Origin of the sequence: Sphingomonas sp., from assembly GCF_965248875.1 — a bacterium.
Lineage (GTDB): Bacteria > Pseudomonadota > Alphaproteobacteria > Sphingomonadales > Sphingomonadaceae > Sphingomonas.
Genome location: NZ_CBDFKR010000011.1, coordinates 1,063,997 through 1,080,851, shown reverse-complemented (window position 1 = coordinate 1,080,851; position 16,855 = coordinate 1,063,997). Strand labels below are relative to the sequence as shown.

Annotated in this window: 25 protein-coding genes and 1 tRNA gene; 17 read left to right on the top strand and 9 right to left on the bottom strand. The window is 67.0% G+C overall.

Going from position 1 to position 16,855, the window contains the following annotated elements:
• The first annotated feature begins 6 nt into the window (after window positions 1-6).
• The 13 genes from rplP (at window position 7) to ACP2AD_RS12390 (ending at window position 6,396) form a co-directional block, all read left to right on the top strand.
• A complete protein-coding gene (rplP, locus tag ACP2AD_RS12450) occupies window positions 7-441 on the top strand; it encodes a 50S ribosomal protein L16 (RefSeq protein WP_425230366.1) in 435 nt (144 codons plus the stop codon).
• Window positions 441-647 carry a 50S ribosomal protein L29 gene (gene rpmC / locus ACP2AD_RS12445; protein WP_425230365.1) on the top strand — a complete coding sequence of 69 codons (207 nt, stop codon included), beginning with the start codon at window positions 441-443 and terminating at the stop codon, window positions 645-647. Before rplP ends, rpmC begins: the two co-directional genes overlap by 1 nt.
• 10 nt (window positions 648-657) lie before the next feature.
• A complete protein-coding gene (gene rpsQ, locus ACP2AD_RS12440; protein WP_425230364.1) occupies window positions 658-942 on the top strand; it encodes a 30S ribosomal protein S17 in 285 nt (94 codons plus the stop codon).
• A 58-nt stretch (window positions 943-1,000) separates the two neighbouring features.
• Window positions 1,001-1,369 carry a 50S ribosomal protein L14 gene (rplN, locus tag ACP2AD_RS12435; protein ID WP_425230363.1) on the top strand — a complete coding sequence of 123 codons (369 nt, stop codon included), beginning with the start codon at window positions 1,001-1,003 and terminating at the stop codon, window positions 1,367-1,369.
• 23 nt (window positions 1,370-1,392) lie between these two features.
• Window positions 1,393-1,701 carry a 50S ribosomal protein L24 gene (gene rplX, locus ACP2AD_RS12430; RefSeq protein WP_425231168.1) on the top strand — a complete coding sequence of 103 codons (309 nt, stop codon included), beginning with the start codon at window positions 1,393-1,395 and terminating at the stop codon, window positions 1,699-1,701.
• The gene (rplE, locus tag ACP2AD_RS12425; protein WP_425230362.1) at window positions 1,694-2,281 is read left to right on the top strand and encodes a 50S ribosomal protein L5; all 588 of its coding nucleotides are present in this window, start codon (window positions 1,694-1,696) and stop codon (window positions 2,279-2,281) included. The genes rplX and rplE overlap by 8 nt, the downstream gene beginning before the upstream one ends.
• A gap of 27 nt (window positions 2,282-2,308) precedes the next feature.
• Entirely contained in the window at window positions 2,309-2,614 is a 306-nt protein-coding gene (gene rpsN / locus ACP2AD_RS12420; protein WP_425230361.1) for a 30S ribosomal protein S14, read from the top strand.
• Window positions 2,615-2,623: 9 nt separating this feature from the next.
• Window positions 2,624-3,019: a 30S ribosomal protein S8 gene (gene rpsH, locus ACP2AD_RS12415; RefSeq protein ID WP_425230360.1), complete on the top strand. Its 396-nt coding sequence runs from the start codon at window positions 2,624-2,626 to the stop codon at window positions 3,017-3,019.
• Entirely contained in the window at window positions 3,019-3,552 is a 534-nt protein-coding gene (gene rplF / locus ACP2AD_RS12410; RefSeq protein ID WP_425230359.1) for a 50S ribosomal protein L6, read from the top strand. The genes rpsH and rplF overlap by 1 nt, the downstream gene beginning before the upstream one ends.
• Window positions 3,549-3,899, top strand: a complete 351-nt coding sequence (rplR, locus tag ACP2AD_RS12405; protein ID WP_425230358.1) for a 50S ribosomal protein L18 — start codon at window positions 3,549-3,551, stop codon at window positions 3,897-3,899. Before rplF ends, rplR begins: the two co-directional genes overlap by 4 nt.
• A 3-nt stretch (window positions 3,900-3,902) precedes the next feature.
• Window positions 3,903-4,724, top strand: coding sequence for a 30S ribosomal protein S5 (rpsE, locus tag ACP2AD_RS12400; protein WP_425230357.1), 822 nt, complete (start codon window positions 3,903-3,905; stop codon window positions 4,722-4,724).
• A gap of 5 nt (window positions 4,725-4,729) precedes the next feature.
• The gene (gene rpmD / locus ACP2AD_RS12395) at window positions 4,730-4,912 is read left to right on the top strand and encodes a 50S ribosomal protein L30 (protein ID WP_425230356.1); all 183 of its coding nucleotides are present in this window, start codon (window positions 4,730-4,732) and stop codon (window positions 4,910-4,912) included.
• A gap of 541 nt (window positions 4,913-5,453) precedes the next feature.
• Window positions 5,454-6,396 (top strand): IS630 family transposase gene (locus ACP2AD_RS12390; RefSeq protein WP_425228077.1). Its coding sequence is split into 2 segments (ribosomal slippage): window positions 5,454-5,789 and window positions 5,791-6,396, totalling 942 coding nucleotides; the frame shifts between segments, so codons are not numbered across the junction.
• A 333-nt stretch (window positions 6,397-6,729) separates the two neighbouring features.
• Here the strand turns inward: ACP2AD_RS12390 and ACP2AD_RS12385 are convergent.
• Complete coding sequence (locus tag ACP2AD_RS12385) at window positions 6,730-6,975, bottom strand: hypothetical protein (RefSeq protein WP_425230355.1); 246 nt, start codon at window positions 6,973-6,975, stop codon at window positions 6,730-6,732.
• A 90-nt stretch (window positions 6,976-7,065) separates the two neighbouring features.
• Between ACP2AD_RS12385 and ACP2AD_RS12380 the strand changes: the two genes are divergently transcribed.
• Window positions 7,066-8,259: a glycosyltransferase gene (locus tag ACP2AD_RS12380; protein ID WP_425230354.1), complete on the top strand. Its 1,194-nt coding sequence runs from the start codon at window positions 7,066-7,068 to the stop codon at window positions 8,257-8,259.
• Here the strand turns inward: ACP2AD_RS12380 and ACP2AD_RS12375 are convergent.
• The 5 genes from ACP2AD_RS12375 to yajC form a co-directional block, all read right to left on the bottom strand.
• The gene (locus tag ACP2AD_RS12375) at window positions 8,216-9,535 is read right to left on the bottom strand and encodes a DUF3089 domain-containing protein (protein WP_425230353.1); all 1,320 of its coding nucleotides are present in this window, start codon (window positions 9,533-9,535) and stop codon (window positions 8,216-8,218) included. The two genes, ACP2AD_RS12380 and ACP2AD_RS12375, sit on opposite strands and share 44 nt — an antisense overlap.
• Before the next feature lie 70 nt (window positions 9,536-9,605).
• Window positions 9,606-9,974 carry an Mth938-like domain-containing protein gene (locus ACP2AD_RS12370; RefSeq protein ID WP_425230352.1) on the bottom strand — a complete coding sequence of 123 codons (369 nt, stop codon included), beginning with the start codon at window positions 9,972-9,974 and terminating at the stop codon, window positions 9,606-9,608.
• Entirely contained in the window at window positions 9,974-10,966 is a 993-nt protein-coding gene (gene secF, locus ACP2AD_RS12365) for a protein translocase subunit SecF (protein ID WP_425230351.1), read from the bottom strand. The genes ACP2AD_RS12370 and secF overlap by 1 nt, the downstream gene beginning before the upstream one ends.
• 13 nt (window positions 10,967-10,979) lie before the next feature.
• A complete protein-coding gene (gene secD / locus ACP2AD_RS12360) occupies window positions 10,980-12,581 on the bottom strand; it encodes a protein translocase subunit SecD (protein WP_425230350.1) in 1,602 nt (533 codons plus the stop codon).
• Window positions 12,582-12,592: 11 nt separating this feature from the next.
• Window positions 12,593-12,934: a preprotein translocase subunit YajC gene (yajC, locus tag ACP2AD_RS12355; protein WP_425230349.1), complete on the bottom strand. Its 342-nt coding sequence runs from the start codon at window positions 12,932-12,934 to the stop codon at window positions 12,593-12,595.
• 95 nt (window positions 12,935-13,029) lie between these two features.
• Between yajC and ACP2AD_RS12350 the strand changes: the two genes are divergently transcribed.
• Window positions 13,030-13,386 carry a putative quinol monooxygenase gene (locus tag ACP2AD_RS12350; RefSeq protein WP_425230348.1) on the top strand — a complete coding sequence of 119 codons (357 nt, stop codon included), beginning with the start codon at window positions 13,030-13,032 and terminating at the stop codon, window positions 13,384-13,386.
• A gap of 100 nt (window positions 13,387-13,486) precedes the next feature.
• Window positions 13,487-13,563, top strand: a tRNA-Pro gene (locus ACP2AD_RS12345).
• 97 nt (window positions 13,564-13,660) lie between these two features.
• Here ACP2AD_RS12345 and ACP2AD_RS12340 read toward each other — a convergent pair.
• From ACP2AD_RS12340 to ACP2AD_RS12330, 3 genes are read right to left on the bottom strand one after another with little or no spacing between them, the layout of a single operon-like run.
• Window positions 13,661-14,104, bottom strand: a complete 444-nt coding sequence (locus ACP2AD_RS12340) for a cytidine deaminase (RefSeq protein WP_425230347.1) — start codon at window positions 14,102-14,104, stop codon at window positions 13,661-13,663.
• Entirely contained in the window at window positions 14,104-14,778 is a 675-nt protein-coding gene (locus tag ACP2AD_RS12335) for a glycoside hydrolase family 25 protein (protein ID WP_425230346.1), read from the bottom strand. The genes ACP2AD_RS12340 and ACP2AD_RS12335 overlap by 1 nt, the downstream gene beginning before the upstream one ends.
• Window positions 14,771-15,253 (bottom strand): UPF0262 family protein, encoded by a 483-nt coding sequence (locus ACP2AD_RS12330; RefSeq protein WP_425230345.1) that lies wholly within the window; start codon window positions 15,251-15,253, stop codon window positions 14,771-14,773. Before ACP2AD_RS12330 ends, ACP2AD_RS12335 begins: the two co-directional genes overlap by 8 nt.
• A gap of 98 nt (window positions 15,254-15,351) precedes the next feature.
• Between ACP2AD_RS12330 and ACP2AD_RS12325 the strand changes: the two genes are divergently transcribed.
• Window positions 15,352-16,854: a replicative DNA helicase gene (locus ACP2AD_RS12325; protein WP_425230344.1), complete on the top strand. Its 1,503-nt coding sequence runs from the start codon at window positions 15,352-15,354 to the stop codon at window positions 16,852-16,854.
• The last annotated feature ends 1 nt before the right edge of the window (window position 16,855 follow it).

Genomic DNA, 16,855 nt, shown 5'->3' with positions numbered 1-16,855 from the left:
TAGGTCATGCTGCAACCGAAAAAGACCAAGTTCCGCAAGGCGTTCAAGGGCCGCATTCACGGCGATGCGAAGGGGGGCGCGACGCTCAACTTCGGGTCGTACGGCCTCAAGGCAATGGAGCCGGACCGTATCACCGCGCGCCAGATCGAGGCCGCTCGCCGTGCGATCACGCGCCACATGAAGCGTCAGGGGCGGTTGTGGATCCGCATCTTCCCGGACGTGCCGGTGTCGAGCAAGCCCGCCGAGGTCCGCATGGGATCGGGCAAGGGCTCGCCCGAGTTCTGGGCGGCGCGAGTGAAGCCGGGCCGCATCCTGTTCGAGCTGGACGGCGTCGACGGCAAGATCGCCGCCGAGGCGTTCGAGCGGGCGGCGATGAAGCTGCCGATCAAGACCAAGGTCGTGGCGCGCCTCGGCGACACTTCGCACCTGGGAGGCGAGTGATGGCCAAGGCGAAGATCGATTTTACGGGCTCGTCGGACGACCAGCTCTCCGAGCAGCTGGGTCAGCTGAAGCGCGAGGCGTTCAACCTGCGCTTCCAGGCGGCGACCAACCAGCTGGAAAAGCCCTCGCGCGTCCGCGAGGTCCGCAAGGACATCGCGCGCATCAAGACCATGCAGGCGCAGCGCACCGCTGCTGCTGCGAAGTAAGGAAGAGCACATGCCAAAGCGCGTGCTGACCGGGCTGATCGTCTCCGACAAGGGCGACAAGACGGTGGTGGTGAATGTCGAGCGCAAGGTGAAGCACCCGCTCTACGGCAAGATCATCCGCCGTTCGAAGAAGTACCACGCCCACGACGAGGCGAACGAGTTCAAGGCGGGCGAGACGGTGCGCATCGAGGAGATCGCGCCGATCAGCAAGCTGAAGACCTGGAAGGTGATCGAGCGGGTCAACACCCACGCGACGCCGCAGCGGGTCGAGATCGACGAGCCGGTGACGGCTTGAACCACAAGGCGGCGCCCGGTCGGGATCGGGCGCTTATGAGCAGAAGGACTGGTTCACTATGATCCAGATGCAGTCCAATCTCGACGTCGCCGACAATAGCGGCGCGAAGCGGGTGCAGTGCATCAAGGTGCTGGGCGGCTCCAAGCGCCGCACGGCATCGGTCGGCGACATCATCGTCGTGTCGATCAAGGAGGCGCAGCCGCGTGGCAAGGTGAAGAAGGGCGACGTCCATCGCGCCGTCATCGTCCGCACGGCCAAGGACATCCATCGCGCCGACGGCTCGACGATCCGCTTCGACAGCAACGCGGCCGTCCTGGTCAACAAGAACGAGGAGCCGATCGGCACCCGTATCTTCGGCCCCGTCGTGCGCGAGCTCCGCGGGCGTGGCCACATGAAGGTCATCAGCCTCGCGCCGGAGGTGCTGTGATGAGCACCGCGGCCAAGACCAAGATGCGGATCAAGAAGGGCGATCAGGTCATCGTCCTGTCCGGCAAGGACAAGGGCAAGACCGGCACCGTCACCGCCGCCATGCCCAAGGACGGCAAGGTGATCGTCGGCGGCATTAACGTCGCGACGCGCCACCGCAAGCCGAGCCAGGCCGAGCCGCAGGGCGGGTTGCAGCGCATCGAGGCGCCGCTGCACGTCAGCAAGGTCGCGCACGTCACCGCCGACGGCAAGGCGACGCGCGTCCGTTACGAAACCCGCGACGGCAAGAAGGTCCGTGTCGCCGTCAAGACCGGGGAGGCGATCAATGGCTGATTACAAGCCGCGCATGCGGACGATGTACGACGACTCGATCGTCAAGGCGATGACCGAGAAGTTCGGCTATGCCAACGCGCTCCAGGTGCCGCGGATCGAGAAGATCGTGCTCAACATGGGTGTTGGCGAGGCGACGCAGGACAAGAAGAAGGTCGAGCAGGCCGCGTCCGAGATGGAGCTGATCGCCGGGCAGAAGCCGGTCGTCACCAAGGCGAAGAAGTCGATCGCGCAGTTCAAGCTGCGCGAGGGCATGCCGATCGGCGTCAAGGTGACACTGCGCCGTGAGCGTATGTACGAGTTCCTGGACCGCTTCATCACCATCGCTCTGCCGCGCGTGCGTGACTTTCGCGGGCTGAACCAGAAGAGCTTCGACGGCCGCGGCAACTATGCCTGCGGCATCAAGGAGCAGATCATCTTCCCCGAGATCAACTATGACCGCATCGACAAGGTGCGCGGCATGGACGTGATCGTCACCACCACGGCGAAGACCGACGACGAAGCGCGCGAGCTGCTGCGCCTGTTCGGCTTCCCCTTCCCGCGCGAGGACGATGCTGCCGAGCCGCAGCGTCAGGCCGCGTAAGGTTTATCGAAAGAGAGCTTAAGTCCAATGGCGAAACTGAGTTCGATCAACAAGAACGAGCGGCGCAAGAAGCTCGTGAAGCAATATGCGGGCAAGTACGCCGCGCTCAAGGCGACGGCGAACGACAAGTCCGCCGACGAGGGGGAGCGGCTGATCGCGCGGCTGAAGATGGCCGAGCTGCCGCGCAATGCGAACCCGACGCGCATCCGCAACCGCTGCGAGCTGACCGGCCGTCCGCGCGCCTATTACCGCAAGTTCCGTCTCGCCCGCGTCATGCTGCGCGATCTGGCCAACAAGGGCCTGATCCCCGGCGTCGTCAAGTCGAGCTGGTAAGGAAGTCCGATGGCAGTGACCGATCCCCTGGGTGACCTGCTCACCCGAATCCGCAACGGCCAGCGCGCGCGCAAGGACTCGGTCCTGTCGCCCGCCAGCAAGCTGCGCACCCGCGTGCTCGACGTACTCCAGCGCGAAGGCTATATCCGCGGCTATTCCAGCGAGCAGATGGGCCCTGCCGCCGGCGTGCGCATCGAGCTGAAGTATTTCGAGGGGCAGCCCGCGATCAAGCATGTCGCGCGCGTGTCCAAGCCGGGCCGCCGCGTCTACAGCGGCAGCGAGGCGCTGCCGCGCATCATGAACGGGCTGGGCATCACCATCGTCTCGACGCCGCGCGGCGTGCTCTCGGATGCCGAGGCGCGCGAGCAGAACGTCGGCGGCGAAGTGCTGGCGGAGGTGTTCTGATGAGCCGTATCGGAAAAAAGGCGGTGCCGGTCCCGGCTGGCGTCTCCGCTTCGGTCGCCGGCAAGGTGTTGAGCGTCAAGGGTCCCAAGGGCACCCTGACGCTGCCGATGGCTGACGACATCGCCTATGATGTCGGCGCGGACGCGATCGGCGTGACGCCGGCGAACGACACCAAGCGGGCGCGCGCCTTCTGGGGGATGCAGCGGACGCTGGTGCAAAACTTGGTCACGGGCGTGACGACGGGTTTTGCCAAGAAGCTGGTCATCACCGGCGTCGGCTATCGCGCCGCGGCGCAGGGCCGGACGCTGAAGCTGCAGCTCGGCTACAGCCATGACGTCAACATCGACGTGCCCGAAGGCCTGGAGGTGAAGACGCCCGATCCGACGACGGTCGAGATCAGCGGCACCGACAAGCAGAAGGTCGGCCAGCTGGCCGCCGAGATCCGTCGCTGGCGCAAGCCGGAGCCCTACAAGGGCAAGGGCATCAAGTACGACGGCGAGTTCATCTTCCGCAAGGAAGGGAAGAAGAAGTGAGCAAGGGTCTTTCGCTTTTCGAGAAGCGGCGTCGCCGCAACCGCACGGCGCTGCGCGCCCGATCGGGTCTGCGGCCGCGGCTGCATGTCCATCGTTCGGGTAAGCACATCTATGCGCAGGTGATCGACGACGAGGCGGGCCGCACGGTCGCCGCCGCGTCGACGCTGGCCGCGCATGATGGCGCGACCGCCAATGTCGCGGCGGCGTCCGAGGTCGGCAAGCGGGTCGCCGAGGCTGCCAGGGCCGCGGGCGTGACGCAGGTCGTGTTCGACCGCGGCGGTTTCCTGTTCCACGGGCGCGTCAAGGCGCTCGCAGAGGCGGCGCGCGAAGCCGGCCTGGAGTTCTGATACATGGCTGATACCAACGATATCCAGTCACAGCCCGGCGCCCCCGCCGCGGTTGAGGCTTCCGCCGGTGACGCCGGCGCTAACACCGGCATTCCCAGCAGCGGCGGTCCCGGTGGTGGTTATCAGGGCCAAGGCGGGCCCGGCGGTGGCGGCGGCGGGCGTGGTCCCGGCCGCGGCGGTCCCGGCGGCGGCAATCGTGGGCGTGGCGGCGGCCCGGGCGGCAATCGCGGCGGGCGCAACGACAACCGCGCCCGGCGCGACGGCGGCGGCCCGCGCGATGACGGCGGCGAGGAGCTGATCGAGAAGCTGGTCCACATCAACCGCGTGTCGAAAACGGTAAAGGGCGGCAAGCGGTTCGGCTTCGCGGCGCTGGTCATCGTCGGCGACGGCAAGGGCCGGGTCGGGTTCGGCCATGGCAAGGCGCGCGAAGTGCCGGAGGCGATCTCCAAGGGCACCGCGGCCGCCAAGCGCGCGATGATCCGCGTCCCGCTGAAGGAAGGCCGCACGCTGCACCATGACGCGAACGGCCATTTCGGCGCCGGGCGCGTGACGCTGCGCGCGGCGCCGCAGGGCACCGGCATCATCGCCGGCGGTCCGATGCGCGCCATCTTCGAGAGCCTGGGCGTGGCGGATGTGGTGACCAAGTCGGTCGGCACGTCGAACCCCTACAACATGATTCGCGCGACCTTCGAGGCGCTGGGCGACCAGACAAGCCCGAAGAGCGTGGCGCAGCGGCGCGGCAAGAAGATCGCCGATCTGCTGGGCCGCGGCCACGGCGCGGACGCGGCGGTGGCCGAAGCCGACGCCGCGGCGCTGGTGGAGTGACGGGCATGGCAACGATCAAGATCAAGCAGACCGGCTCCCCCATCCGCCGCACCGGCGACCAGCGCGCGACGCTGATCGGGCTGGGGCTGAACAAGATGCACCGGGTGAGTGAATTGCAGGACAGCCCCGAGGTGCGGGGGATGATCCGTAAGGTGCAGCATATGGTTGAGGTGATGGACGGGGCGTAGCTGCGATTAGCGACATGGTGCGCATGTCGCAGCAGCGGAGCCGGCTTGCGGAGCGAGCCGGGGTCATCAAATTGACAAGGTGGTGACAGGCGCTGCGGGTAACCGCGGCGCCTTTTTTTTCGCTAAAGCGAGCTCGTCAGCGCGTTGCCCGACCTGCGCACCCAGACCATTATAACGGGGCTGTCCTTGGCAATCTTTGTTGCTTGAATTTGGGGATTGGCAGTCCGCCGCTTCTGGTTGTTGCGCTACCGCGGTCTGGCTGCTCGACCGTCTCGCTACCTTGCGCGAAATTGATGTCGTCACCTTATACTTTGGGCCTCTGAAGACGGACGTTGCCCGACAAGACGGAAACGGCTGAGCAGGCTTACGTTGCATCGTCAGACGAAATCGGATTGCCAATCGGAGCTGGCGATCCGTTCATCTGTTCTCACTGCCAAGCGTCGCACAGCACCGCTAGAGCATGACCGCATCTGACGGATTCAGGATTTCGTTTGAGCGCCAGATGTGATTCAAGCTGCTGTCTGGTCAGGAGCGGGCAGCGATGGCGCGACCATATTCTCAAGATCTTCGTGAGCGTGTTGTTTTGTGCGTGGCGTCGGGAGCAACGTGCCGCGAGGCGGCGGCGCGGTTTGATATTGGTCTGGCGACAGCGGTGCGCTGGTCGCATCGGTATCGCACGACCGGCGATGCATCGGCGCGTCCGATGGGCGGCAGCCGGCGTGCGGTCCTGGGTGGCGAGCGTGACTGGTTGCTGGCGCGGATCGCCGAGAAGCCGGACCTGACGCTGCGGGCGATCGTGGCCGAGCTGGCGGCACGCGATGTCCGTGTCAGCTATGATGCGGTTTGGCGCTTCTATCGTCAGGCGGGAATGACGTTCAAAAAAAAGCCTGCATGCGGCCGAACAGGACCGACCGGACGTGGCGCGCAAGCGGGAACGCTGGCGACGTCATCAGCATAGGCTCGATCCACGCCGTCTGGTCTTCATAGACGAGACCTGGGCCAAGACGAACATGACGCGGACCCACGGTCGATCGCTGCGCGGCGAGCGGCTGGTGGCCAAGGTCCCGCATGGTCGCTGGCGCACGCTGACCTTCATCGCCGCGCTGCGCCACGACCGGATCACCGCGCCCATCGTGTTCGACCAGCCGATCAATGGCGAGACGTTCACGGCCTATGTCGAACAGGCGCTGCTGCCCACGCTCACACCTGGCGATGTCGTCATCCTCGACAACCTGGGCAGCCACAAAGGCAAGGCTGTCCGTCAGGCGATCCGCAAGGCAGGCGCGCATCTCCTGTTCCTGCCGCCATACAGCCCCGACCTGAACCCCATCGAGCAGATGTTCTCCAAGCTCAAAACACTGCTGCGAAAGGCCGACGAGCGATCTGTCGAGGCAACATGGAAACGGATCGGCTCCCTCCTCGAATGCTTCTCATCACACGAATGCGGCAACTACCTCGCCAACTCAGGATACACCACAACGTGATCCGGTCACGCTCTCTAGCGCGTCTCACCGCACTTACATGTTCACGTTGGCGATGCCCGGATGATCCGAAGAGGCCATGCCGGCCTGAGGCAGGCGTTGCCCATTGCCTCTACCAGATCGGCCTTGGTGGTGATTGCCGGATTTTGCGCGATGAATGATTACGCGTCGCCGAGCAGCTGATAGGCGGCCAGCATCCCCGCGACCTTCCCGGTGCTCGCAGCACGAAAGTTGGTTGCGTCGCTGCAAGATCCTGCGACGAACATGTGCTGTTGGTATCGTAGGCCCCCTTGGGCGTGCCGCCATATTCGAGCTTAATGCCGTTGGATTGCCAGGCTAGCCCGCCTGGCTGTCGGCTTCGAGAAGACTCCGGTATGCGGCTTCCTGGGCGGGTGTGCACGCGCCAACCAGCGACAATTGGACGAAGCGGTTGAGCGCCTGCCCACTTATGCCTTGATCGGCGCTGGCGGTTTTCCAGACGAGCGTTTTCGATCTCACCTGCGATAGAAGGCTCATGCACGCTAATGTGGCGCATGGGATGAGTGCAAGGCGCACCCAGACGTTTTCGAAGAGCGGCGGCAACGCTCAGGTCCACGGGATCGGGCCGCGCGTCCCGACCTCTTGCCGGCGTGAATTGAAGGTGTGGCAACCTGTTTACGCTACTCCGCGTCTGTGCTCCGCGTTCTCACCCTTTCGACCCTTTACCCCGACGCGACGCGATCCAATTTCGGCGTCTTCGTCGAGCGTCAGACCCTCGGGCTCGCCGCGCTGCCCGACACGCTGGTCACCGTCGTCGCGCCGATCGGCCTGCCGCCGCGCGCGCTGCGACGGGCATCCCATCGAGCGCTTGCGCGGCTGCCCCAGGAAGAGACATGGCGCGGCCTGAACGTTCATCGACCGCGCTTCCTTTCCCTTCCCGCCGCCAACGGCCGGTTCGCACCGGCGCTCCTGGCCCGCGCCGTGCGCCCGATCCTCGACCGGATGGCAGGCCGTTTCGATGTGATCGACGCGAGCTTCTTCTTCCCCGACGGCCCGGCTGCGGTTGCGCTTGGCCGGCGCTATGGAGTGCCGGTGTCGATCAAGGCGCGGGGTGCGGACATCCATCACTGGGGCGTCGTTCGGCGCGCGCAGGTGGTCGCGGCCGGGCAGGGGGCGGATGGCCTGCTCGCCGTCTCAGCGGCGCTCAAGGCCGATATGGTCGCGCTCGGCCTGGCCGGCGACAAGGTCGGCGTGCACTTCACCGGCGTCGACCGTGAGCAGTTCCACCCAGCAGATCGCGCAGCGGCGAAGGCGGCGCTCGGCCTGACCGGGCCGGTCGTCCTGTCACTGGGCGCGCTGATCGGGCGCAAGGGGCATGGCATCGTGCTCGACGCCGTCGCGACGCTTCCCGACGTCACCCTGTTGATCGCGGGCGATGGACCCGATCGCGCGGCGTTGGCTGCGCAGGCGACGGCGCGTGGCGTTGCCGCTCGCGTTCACCTGCTCGGCAGCGTGCCGCACGCAGAGCTGCCGCGTCTGCTCCAAGCGGCTGACGTGATGGCGCTGGCTTCATCCTCGGAGGGGCTCGCCAATGCCTGGGTCGAGGCGCTCGCATGCGGAACGCCGATCGTCATTCCCGATGCCGGCGGCGCGCGCGAAGTGGTCACCATTCCCGCCGCCGGCCGCATCGTCGCGCGCGATCCGCAGGCGTTTGCGGCAGCGATCGCCGGGCTGCTCGCCGCCCCGCCGGCTCAGGACGAGACGGCGAAGGCGGCCGCATCTTTCAGCTGGGCGCGCAATGCCCGGGCGCTGCGCGAACACCTTGTTCGGCTGGTGCTCGGCGCTACTGACCCAGCCAGCCCGCGCGGTGTGACTGCCGTCCGGTAGGCAGCCCAACGCCGCGCCACGCCATCGCCTGCCGGTCCGCCAACTCGACCAGATTGCCCATTTCGACCGGCATGTCGATCAAGTGCAGCCCCCATTCACGCAGCGTGGCACCGCCGACCACCACATCGCCCGTGATCGAGTCGGTGCGTGGGTCGGCCGGATCGCCGTTCACCGTGACCGCCAGATAGCTGAACCCACCGGTGCGGACGCACTCGGCGGCGATCAGCCCCGGCACCTTGACAAACGGCGTCGCAGGTGCGGGACCGGCGTTAGTCCAGGCAGGCTGGGCGAGCCCGCCGGTACCGGGTCCGCCGGTGGTGAAGATCGCGTCGGTCACCGCCCTGCCGCCCGCCAGCGCCGCGGGGTTGACGCAGGCAGCGACCATGCCCGGCTGCGGCACCTTGCCGAAACGGCTATTTTCCGGTGGCGGCGCGTCGGCGCGGAAGGTGACGTAGGTGACGACACACCCGAACTGCGCCTCGCGCGTGCACAGCGGCAGGCGGTGGAGATCGCCGCCCACGGCCTGACCGTCGGGGACCGCCAGATTGGTGCCGAGCAGATAGGCCGCGATGATGTTGCGCTGGATCGGTTGTCCCTCAATGTAGCGTGCGATCAGCTCCTTAAGCACGCCTGATCCCTGGCTGTGTCCGATCAGCACCACGCCGCGGCCGCCATTGTCACGGCGGAGGTAATCGTTCCAGGCGCTGTAGACGTCGGCCAGCGCCAGTCCGCGATCGACGCCGACCGCCTGGCCGCTCATGATCTGCTGCAGCGCGGTCAGCGTCACCTGACGGTAGAGCGGCGCGAAGACGCGGCATTTCGCCGCAAACCGCCCCGCCTGCGCGGCGGCGACCTGCTGCTCTTCCGGGCCCGAGGTCATGTCGCTGTTGGGCGTGGGATCGCGCGAGACCGTGGGGTAAACGTAGAAGCAGTCAAAGGCGGGCGTGGCGGCGCGGTGGAAGCGCTCGACATGCGTGCGGCCGGCGGCGGGGACGACCGTCACGTCCTGATTGGCCGCGCACGCATCCTGGCGGCCGGGACGGCAAAGCCAGGCGGCATCCTGCGCATAGTCTGGGTTGGGCGAGGGGCTTGCCGCGATCGTTGCCGGCGCGGGGGCGGCAGGCGGCGTAGCCGGCGGCATCTGCGCCGCAGGGGGCGCGACTGGTGCGACGGCGGACGGCGGCGCCGGAGGTGTTGGCGCGGGCAGCGTGGATGGCGCGGTCTGCGCCATCAGCGGCGCGGCGATCAGAGCGGCGAAGGCGGCGGCGGCTTTCATCGGCTGTCTCTTCCCAGGTTCGTGACCGGCGATGCGGGTCACTCGCGCGAAGAGTAGCAAGCGTAGCGATCTAGTCGAGAGGGTAGAGCGCCGCGGCGATCCGGCGCCCTTCGCCGCGCAACACGCCCCAGGCGCGGGCGGCGGCGCGGCTGTCCATCGGTTCGAGTCCGATGTTTTGCGCCGCCAGGATAGCAGTCAGCGCGACGGACGGTCGCTGCAGCGTCGCGCCGGTGCCGAGCAGGATGAACTCGGGGTCCGTGTTGATCAGCGCCTGCAGATCGGCGGGCGTCAGCGCCGCCAGCGGCGGCGGCGTCCAGGCCAGCGCCGTGGCGACAGTCAGCAAAACCGCGCGATGCCGCGTCTCCCCGATCCGAAAGCCGCCCGGTCCGAAGCCGGTGACGATCGGCCCCGGTCCGCGCTGGTCCCGCTCGAGCTGCATCAGGAGCGGGGCGTAATGCGCTCCGCGCCTTCGATTCCGGTGGTGGTCCGCTCGGCCTTTTCGAGCGTGCCCGGCTTCTCGCGGTTCGGCTCGGCCCGCAGCCCCAGCGTGATCAGCAGCGATGACGACACATAGATCGATGAATAGGTGCCGACCACGATGCCCAGGATCATTGCCGCGGTGAAGCCGCGCAGCACGTGCCCGCCGAGCAGCAGCAGCGCGATCAACGCGAGCAGTATGGTGAGCGAGGTCATCACGGTCCGCGGCAGCGTCTCATTGACCGACAGGTTGATGATCTCGCGCATATCCATCTTGCGATAGCGGCGCATGTTCTCGCGAATGCGGTCGTCGATGACGATCTTGTCGTTGATCGAATAGCCGATGATGGTCAGCACTGCGGCGACGATGGTGAGGTCGAATTCGAAGCGCGTGACCGCGAAGAAACCGACGGTCATCAATAGATCGTGGATGATCGCGACCACTGTCGATACGCCGAACTGCCATTCAAAGCGGATGATCGCGAACAGGCCGATCAGCAGGATCGCGAGCCCGACCGCCAGCACGCCGTTCTGGATCAGCTCGCTCGAAACCTTGCCCGAAACCGTGGAATAGCGGCTGAAGCTCGCGCCCTGGAACCGTGCCGCCAGCGTCGCCTCGACCTTCTTGACGACGGCGTTGGTGGCCCCTTCGTCCGCGCCCTGCTGCACGGGGAGGCGGATGTTGAGCGTGGTGCCGTCGCCCACGGGCTGCAGGAAGGCTTCGCCGACGCCGAGCCGATCGACCGCGGAGCGGACCTGATCGAGCGGCGGCGTCACGACGAACTTCTCCTCGATCATCAGCCCGCCGACGAAATCGACGCCAAAATTGAGACCGCGCGCAAAGGTGAGGCCGATAGCGAGCAGCGACAGCAGCAGCGTCAGCCCGAACGCCCATCCGCGCAGGCGGACGAAGTCGATGTTAGTGTGATCGGGGACGACCTTCAGGAGGCGCATGTCTCTCTCCGCCTCAGATGTTGATGGTGGTCGGCCGCGTCCGGCGGAGCCATTGCGCGGTCAGCATGCGGGTAAAGGTCACGGCGGTGAAGACCGAGGTGACGATGCCGATCAGCAGCACGACCGCAAATCCCTTTACTGGGCCCGAACCGAAGATCAGCATCACCAGCCCTGAAATCGAGTGGGTCGCGTTCGCCTCCAGGATGGTACGCGACGCCTCCTTGTAGCCCAGCTCGACCGACTGGACGATGCTGCGGCCGCGACGATGTTCCTCGCGGATGCGTTCGTTAATAAGCACGTTTGCGTCGACCGCGGTCCCGATCGTCAGCACGAAGCCAGCAATGCCGGGGAGGGTCAGCGTCCCGCCGATGAGCGCCATGACGCCGAGGATGACGAGCACATTGATCGTGACGGCGAGGTTCGCGTACAGACCGAACCGGCCATAGGTCACGAACATGAACGCGACCACCAGCACCACCGCGACGATCGAGGCGAGGATGCCGGCATGGATGGAGTCGGCACCCAGATCGGGGCCGACGGTCGACTCTTCGATCACCCTGAGCGTCACGGGCAGCTTGCCCGAGCGCAGCGCGATCGCGAGCTGATTGGCGCTTTCAATCGTGAAGCCGCCGTTGATCGACGCGCGCCCGCCCAGGATCGGCTCATTGATGTTGGGCGCAGAGATCACCTGATTGTCGACGATGATCGCGAACGGCTTGTTCACGTTCTCCTGCGTGACCCGCGCGAAGCGCCGGCCGCCGGCGGCGTTAAAGGTGATCTCGACCATCGGCGCGTTGGTCTGCGGCTCGAACGCCTGGCGGGCGTCGACCAGATCGTCGCCCTTGATGATCGCCGCACGCCGCACCGCGATCCGCGCGCCGCCCTGTGCGAAGGCGAGCACCTGGCTGCCGATCGGTGCGCGGTTCTGCGCCAGCGCGGCGGCATCCGCGGACCCCGCCTGATCCACCAGCTTGAACTCCAGCTTCGCTGTCTTGCCAAGCAGGTCCTTCAGCGCCTGCGGGTTCTGCAGACCCGGCACCTGCACGACGATGCGATTGGTGCCCTGGCGGATAATCGTCGGCTCCTTGGTGCCGAGCTCGTCGATCCGGCGGCGCACGACCTCGGTCGCATCCTTCATCGCGATGTCGATCGCCTGTTTCAGCCCCGCCTCGGTGGGCCGCAGGATGAAGCGTGAGGTGTCGACGACCTGGATGTCCCACTCGCGCTGGCCGGTCATGCCGGCGCCGGTGCCCGTAATCTGGAGCAGCTTCTCACGCGCGGCGTCGACCTGGGTCGGGTCACGCAGCATGAAGGAGAGCTGGCCGTCGCGGATCGAGACATCGCCGATGTCGATCTGTGGGCTACCGCGGCGGAACTCGGCCTGTACCTCGTCGCGCTTGGTCTCCAGCCGGCTGTTGGCGAGGTCGGCGGTGTCGGCCTCGAGCAGCAGGTAGCTGCCGCCTGCGAGGTCGAGCCCCAGATTGATGCGCGGATGCGGGATCGCGCCCCAGCGGTTCGTCACCGTCTCGGGCAGGAAGGACGGGATCGCCAGCGCGCACAGCACCAGCAGCACCCCCCAGACCCACACCACCTTCCAGCGCGGAAAATCCAGCATCGCCAAGGACCTCAGTCGTTGGCCGGCTTGGCGAGGGAATTGGTCACCTCCGCCAGCGTCGCCTTGACGACGCGGATGCGCGTGTTGGGGGCAATCTCAAGCTCGACGAAGCGGTCCTCGACCTTGGTCACGCGCCCGACGACGCCGCCCGCAGTAACGACCTGATCGCCCTTCTTGACCGCCGCGACGGCGGCGGCAAGCTGGCGCCCGCGCACCTGCTGCGGTCGGATGAGGAGGAACCAGGCGGCCGCGAACAGCAGCAGCAGCGGACCGACATTGACCAACAATGCGGCGAACCCCCCCGGAGCGGCTGCGGCGCCGGCGGTCTGGGCATAGGCAGGCGAGAAGAACATCGGGTCCGTTTCGAAACAGGATGGCGGCAGCGCGCGGTCGGCCCGCCGCGCTTGAGGCCGTAATGGGATGCGCCGCTAGCATCGCGGCGGCGTCCGTGCAATCGGCAGCGGTCGACGTGACGCCTGCTCGAGAGGAAGAGGGCATGATCCTGGTGATGGGGTACATGAAGTTTGCAGCGGGCGAGGGCAGCAAGGTCGCGCCGCTACTGGCCGATCACGCCAAGGTGGTGGCGGCGGAAGACGGGTGCGAGTTCTACAGCTTCGCCTTCGACGCCGCCGACCCGGACCTGGTGCGTATCGCGGAACGCTGGTCGGATGCGAAGGCGCTGGCCGCGCACGGCCAGGCGCCGCACCAGAAAGCGTTCGGCCGCACGCTGCGCGATTTCAAGATGGAAGGCATCAAGGTCGATGCGTGGGAGGGCGACTATTCCCGCAACCTGATCGGCGGGTAGCGCTCAACTCGATCCTCAGGCGGGCGTGGTCAGGGCGCTTGCATCGCTCGCCCCCCCGGCCTAAACGCCCGCCTCCGCTCCCCCTTGGGGAACGGCCGGTCGGGGCGTAGCGCAGCCTGGTAGCGCATCACACTGGGGGTGTGGGGGTCGCAGGTTCGAATCCTGTCGCCCCGACCAACGCGCCGCTTGGGCATGATCAGTAACATTAGTCGCACCTCGCGCAAGCGCGGCCGACGGGAAGCGCAGCGCGCCCGTTTGACGTCACGACGCAGCTTTACGCCAGTCCCAAATCCCGCGGCCCGAACGCATCCGGCAGCAGCTGCGACAGCCTGTGTTCTTCGACGGCATCGCCGATCAGGCCCGCGCACCACACCTGCAGGTCCCTCCCGCCCAGCTGCGCCGCCTCGTTGAGCACCTGCCGGCACCGGCCGCAGGGGCGGACCGGCGTATCGCCGACGCCGTCCATCGAACCGCCGACCACCCCGATCGCGACCACATCGCGCAGCCGTCCCTGCGCGCTCGCCGTCGCAATCGCCACCGTCTCGGCGCACAACGACAGTCCGTAGCTCGCATTCTCGACGTTCGCGCCGCTCACCAAGCTGCCGTCGGCCAGCAGCACCGCCGCGCCGACCGCGAAGCGCGAGTAAGGCGCGTAGGCATGCCGCGCCGCCGCGCGCGCCGCCGCGATCAATCCATTCCCCGTCATCGTATCGTTCATCAGGGTGCTACCACGTCCCAGTTCACCGGCCCCTCCACCCCGTCGACCCGCCGCATGTCGCTCGCCCGCCACAATCGCCATGCCCGATCGGCATATCCCGGGCGAAGGAAGTTGCCGGTCAGCCATAGCGGCCGGTCGAACGCCGATGACAGGGCGTAGCGGCGCTCGGCCCAGCGCGACAGCCGCAGGATGACGGGTTTGCCGGTGTGCGTCTCGACCCGGCCAAGGAAGGCACGGAGACTCTCGATCACCGCGGCTCCCGCTGGAGGTGCGTCGCAGCCGTCGCGCCGGTCCACGTCGACCGCGGCGGGCAGCGCATCCGCGGTGCGCGGCACGGTGGCATTGAACGCATCGGCCTGGGCGGCGCCGTCCTCGCAAAGCGAATAAAGGTGGACCGCGCCCCGGCGCAGCCCGGCATCGGGCAGCGCCGACCAGTTCGCCTCGAAGCCCGGGTCGCGCGCGCCGGTACCTTCCGTCGCGACAACGTAGGCGAAATCGGCGCCGGCCGCGCGGATGCTTGCCCATTCGATCCGGCGTGGCTGCTCGCCCAGATCGACGCCCTGCAGCGGGTAGCGGGCGGGTGCCGGATGCCAGCGCACCGCGAGCGTATGGCCGCCTATGGCCAGTGCTACACCCGCGGCGGCGATCACCGCCAGCCGCAGCACGCTAGCCACGGATGTGGAGCACGCAGATCAGGGTGAACAGGCGCCGCGCCGTGTCGAAATCGACCTCGATCTTGCCGGCGAGCCGCTCGATCAACAGCTCGGCCGCCTCGTTGTGGACGGCGCGCCGGGCCATGTCGACGGTTTCGATCTGTTGGGGGGTGGAGGCGCGGATCGCCTGGAAGTAGCTGTCGCAGATCGCGAAATAGTCGCGGATCGGGCGGCGGAAGCGGCCCATAGCGAGGATCAGCGTTTCCAGCGGACTGTCGTCTTCGCGCTTGATCTGGATCGCGAGGCGACCTTCCTCCACCGACAGGGCGATCCGGTATGGGCCGGCATAGCCGTCGGCGTGCGCGCGCTGCGGGGCGAAGTGATTCCCCTCGATCAGGTCGAATATCGCAATCCGCCGCTCCTGCTCGACATCGGCGGAGCGCCACAGGATCGTGCCTTCGTCGAGCTGCACGTCGATGATGCGCGGGTCTGGCACGGACGGGGGATAGCCGCGGCGCGGCGGGCTGTCACTTATCCCCGGCATATCGCCTCGCACTGCTTGAGCCGGCGGAGCGGCAGGGTAAGAGCACCGCCATGGCCACCCTCGCATTCCCCGTTCCTGCGCCCGCGCCAGAAATCGTCGGCTCACCACAGCAACTGCCGCGCAATGTGGAGGCGGAGGCTGCGATGCTGGGCGCGATGATGATCGACAACCGGCTCGCCGACGACCTGCTCGACCGGCTGGAACCGGCGCACTTCTACGAGCCGCTGCACGGGCGCATCTTCGCCGCGATCCGAACCCTGCGATCGAATGACATGCTGGCGACGCCCGTGACGCTGCGGCCGATGTTCGACGCGGACGAGGGTATGAAGGAGCTGGGCGGTCCCGCCTATCTGGCCGGTCTGACGGGGTCGGGCGCAGGCCTGATCGGCGCGCGGCAGTTCGCGCAGCAGATCTACGATCTGGCGCTGCTGCGCGCGCTGGTATCGGTCGGCCGGACGCTGGTCGACCGCGCGATGGACACCAGCGAAGAGGTCAATCCGCGCGCGCAGATCGAGGCGGCGGAAGAGGAACTGTTCAAGGTCGCAGCCGACGGCGGTGCCGAGAACAGCGTCAAGAGCTTCGCGCAGGCGACAACGATGGCGGTCAAGATGGCCGAGCGCGCGCTGAACAGCGGCGGCAATCTGTCGGGCGTGACGACCGGGCTGGAGTCGATCAACGCGAAGATCGGCGGCATGCATCATTCCGATCTGATGATCCTCGCGGGCCGACCGGGCATGGGCAAGACCTCGCTCGCCACCAACATCGCCTTCAACGCCGCCAGCCGGTGGATGCGCGACATGCGCGACGGGCTGGCGCCCAAGGACTCGGTTGGGGCCAAGGTCGCCTTCTTCAGCCTGGAAATGAGCGCCGACCAGCTGGCGACGCGCATCCTGTCCGAGCAATCGGGGATCAGCTCGGAAGCGCTGCGCATGGGCAAGATCAGCCGTGCGGATTTCGCACGGCTGGCGTCGGCTGCGGCGGAGCTGGAGAACCTGCCGCTGTTCATCGATGACACCGGCGGCCTGTCGATCAGCGCGCTCCACACACGCGTCCGGCGGCTGCAGCGCAAACACAATAACGAGATCGGGCTGGTGGTGGTCGACTATCTCCAGCTGATGACCGCGGGCGGCAAGGGGCAGGACAACCGCGTCCAGGAGATCAGCGAGATCAGCCGCGGGCTGAAGACGCTGGCCAAGGATCTGAACGTGCCCGTGCTGGCGCTGTCGCAGCTGTCGCGCGCCGTGGAACAGCGCGAGGACAAACGGCCGCAGCTCAGCGACCTGCGCGAATCGGGGTCGATCGAGCAGGATGCCGACATGGTCTGGTTCGTCTATCGCGAAGACTATTACGTCGCCGCGAAGGAGCCCAAGCGGCCAAGCGAAGGTGACGACACCCGGACCTTCGACGACCATGCGAAATGGGCGGCGGACATGGAGCGGGTGTACGGTCTCGCCGAGCTGATTGTCGCCAAGCAGCGCCACGGCGCTACCGGCAAGGTGACGATGAAGTTCGACCCGACGGTGACGAAGTTCAGCGACTATGCCGGGTATTGAG

Coding starts and splice junctions, on each gene's coding strand:
- rplP (WP_425230366.1), top strand. CDS start 7: ATGCTGCAACCGAAAAAGACCAAGTTCCGCAAGGCGTTCAAGGGCCGC.
- rpmC (WP_425230365.1), top strand. CDS start 441: ATGGCCAAGGCGAAGATCGATTTTACGGGCTCGTCGGACGACCAGCTC.
- rpsQ (WP_425230364.1), top strand. CDS start 658: ATGCCAAAGCGCGTGCTGACCGGGCTGATCGTCTCCGACAAGGGCGAC.
- rplN (WP_425230363.1), top strand. CDS start 1,001: ATGATCCAGATGCAGTCCAATCTCGACGTCGCCGACAATAGCGGCGCG.
- rplX (WP_425231168.1), top strand. CDS start 1,393: ATGCGGATCAAGAAGGGCGATCAGGTCATCGTCCTGTCCGGCAAGGAC.
- rplE (WP_425230362.1), top strand. CDS start 1,694: ATGGCTGATTACAAGCCGCGCATGCGGACGATGTACGACGACTCGATC.
- rpsN (WP_425230361.1), top strand. CDS start 2,309: ATGGCGAAACTGAGTTCGATCAACAAGAACGAGCGGCGCAAGAAGCTC.
- rpsH (WP_425230360.1), top strand. CDS start 2,624: ATGGCAGTGACCGATCCCCTGGGTGACCTGCTCACCCGAATCCGCAAC.
- rplF (WP_425230359.1), top strand. CDS start 3,019: ATGAGCCGTATCGGAAAAAAGGCGGTGCCGGTCCCGGCTGGCGTCTCC.
- rpsE (WP_425230357.1), top strand. CDS start 3,903: ATGGCTGATACCAACGATATCCAGTCACAGCCCGGCGCCCCCGCCGCG.
- rpmD (WP_425230356.1), top strand. CDS start 4,730: ATGGCAACGATCAAGATCAAGCAGACCGGCTCCCCCATCCGCCGCACC.
- ACP2AD_RS12375 (WP_425230353.1), bottom strand. CDS start 9,535: ATGAAAGCCGCCGCCGCCTTCGCCGCTCTGATCGCCGCGCCGCTGATG.
- ACP2AD_RS12370 (WP_425230352.1), bottom strand. CDS start 9,974: ATGCAGCTCGAGCGGGACCAGCGCGGACCGGGGCCGATCGTCACCGGC.
- secF (WP_425230351.1), bottom strand. CDS start 10,966: ATGCGCCTCCTGAAGGTCGTCCCCGATCACACTAACATCGACTTCGTC.
- secD (WP_425230350.1), bottom strand. CDS start 12,581: ATGCTGGATTTTCCGCGCTGGAAGGTGGTGTGGGTCTGGGGGGTGCTG.
- yajC (WP_425230349.1), bottom strand. CDS start 12,934: ATGTTCTTCTCGCCTGCCTATGCCCAGACCGCCGGCGCCGCAGCCGCT.
- ACP2AD_RS12340 (WP_425230347.1), bottom strand. CDS start 14,104: ATGAACGATACGATGACGGGGAATGGATTGATCGCGGCGGCGCGCGCG.
- ACP2AD_RS12325 (WP_425230344.1), top strand. CDS start 15,352: ATGGCCACCCTCGCATTCCCCGTTCCTGCGCCCGCGCCAGAAATCGTC.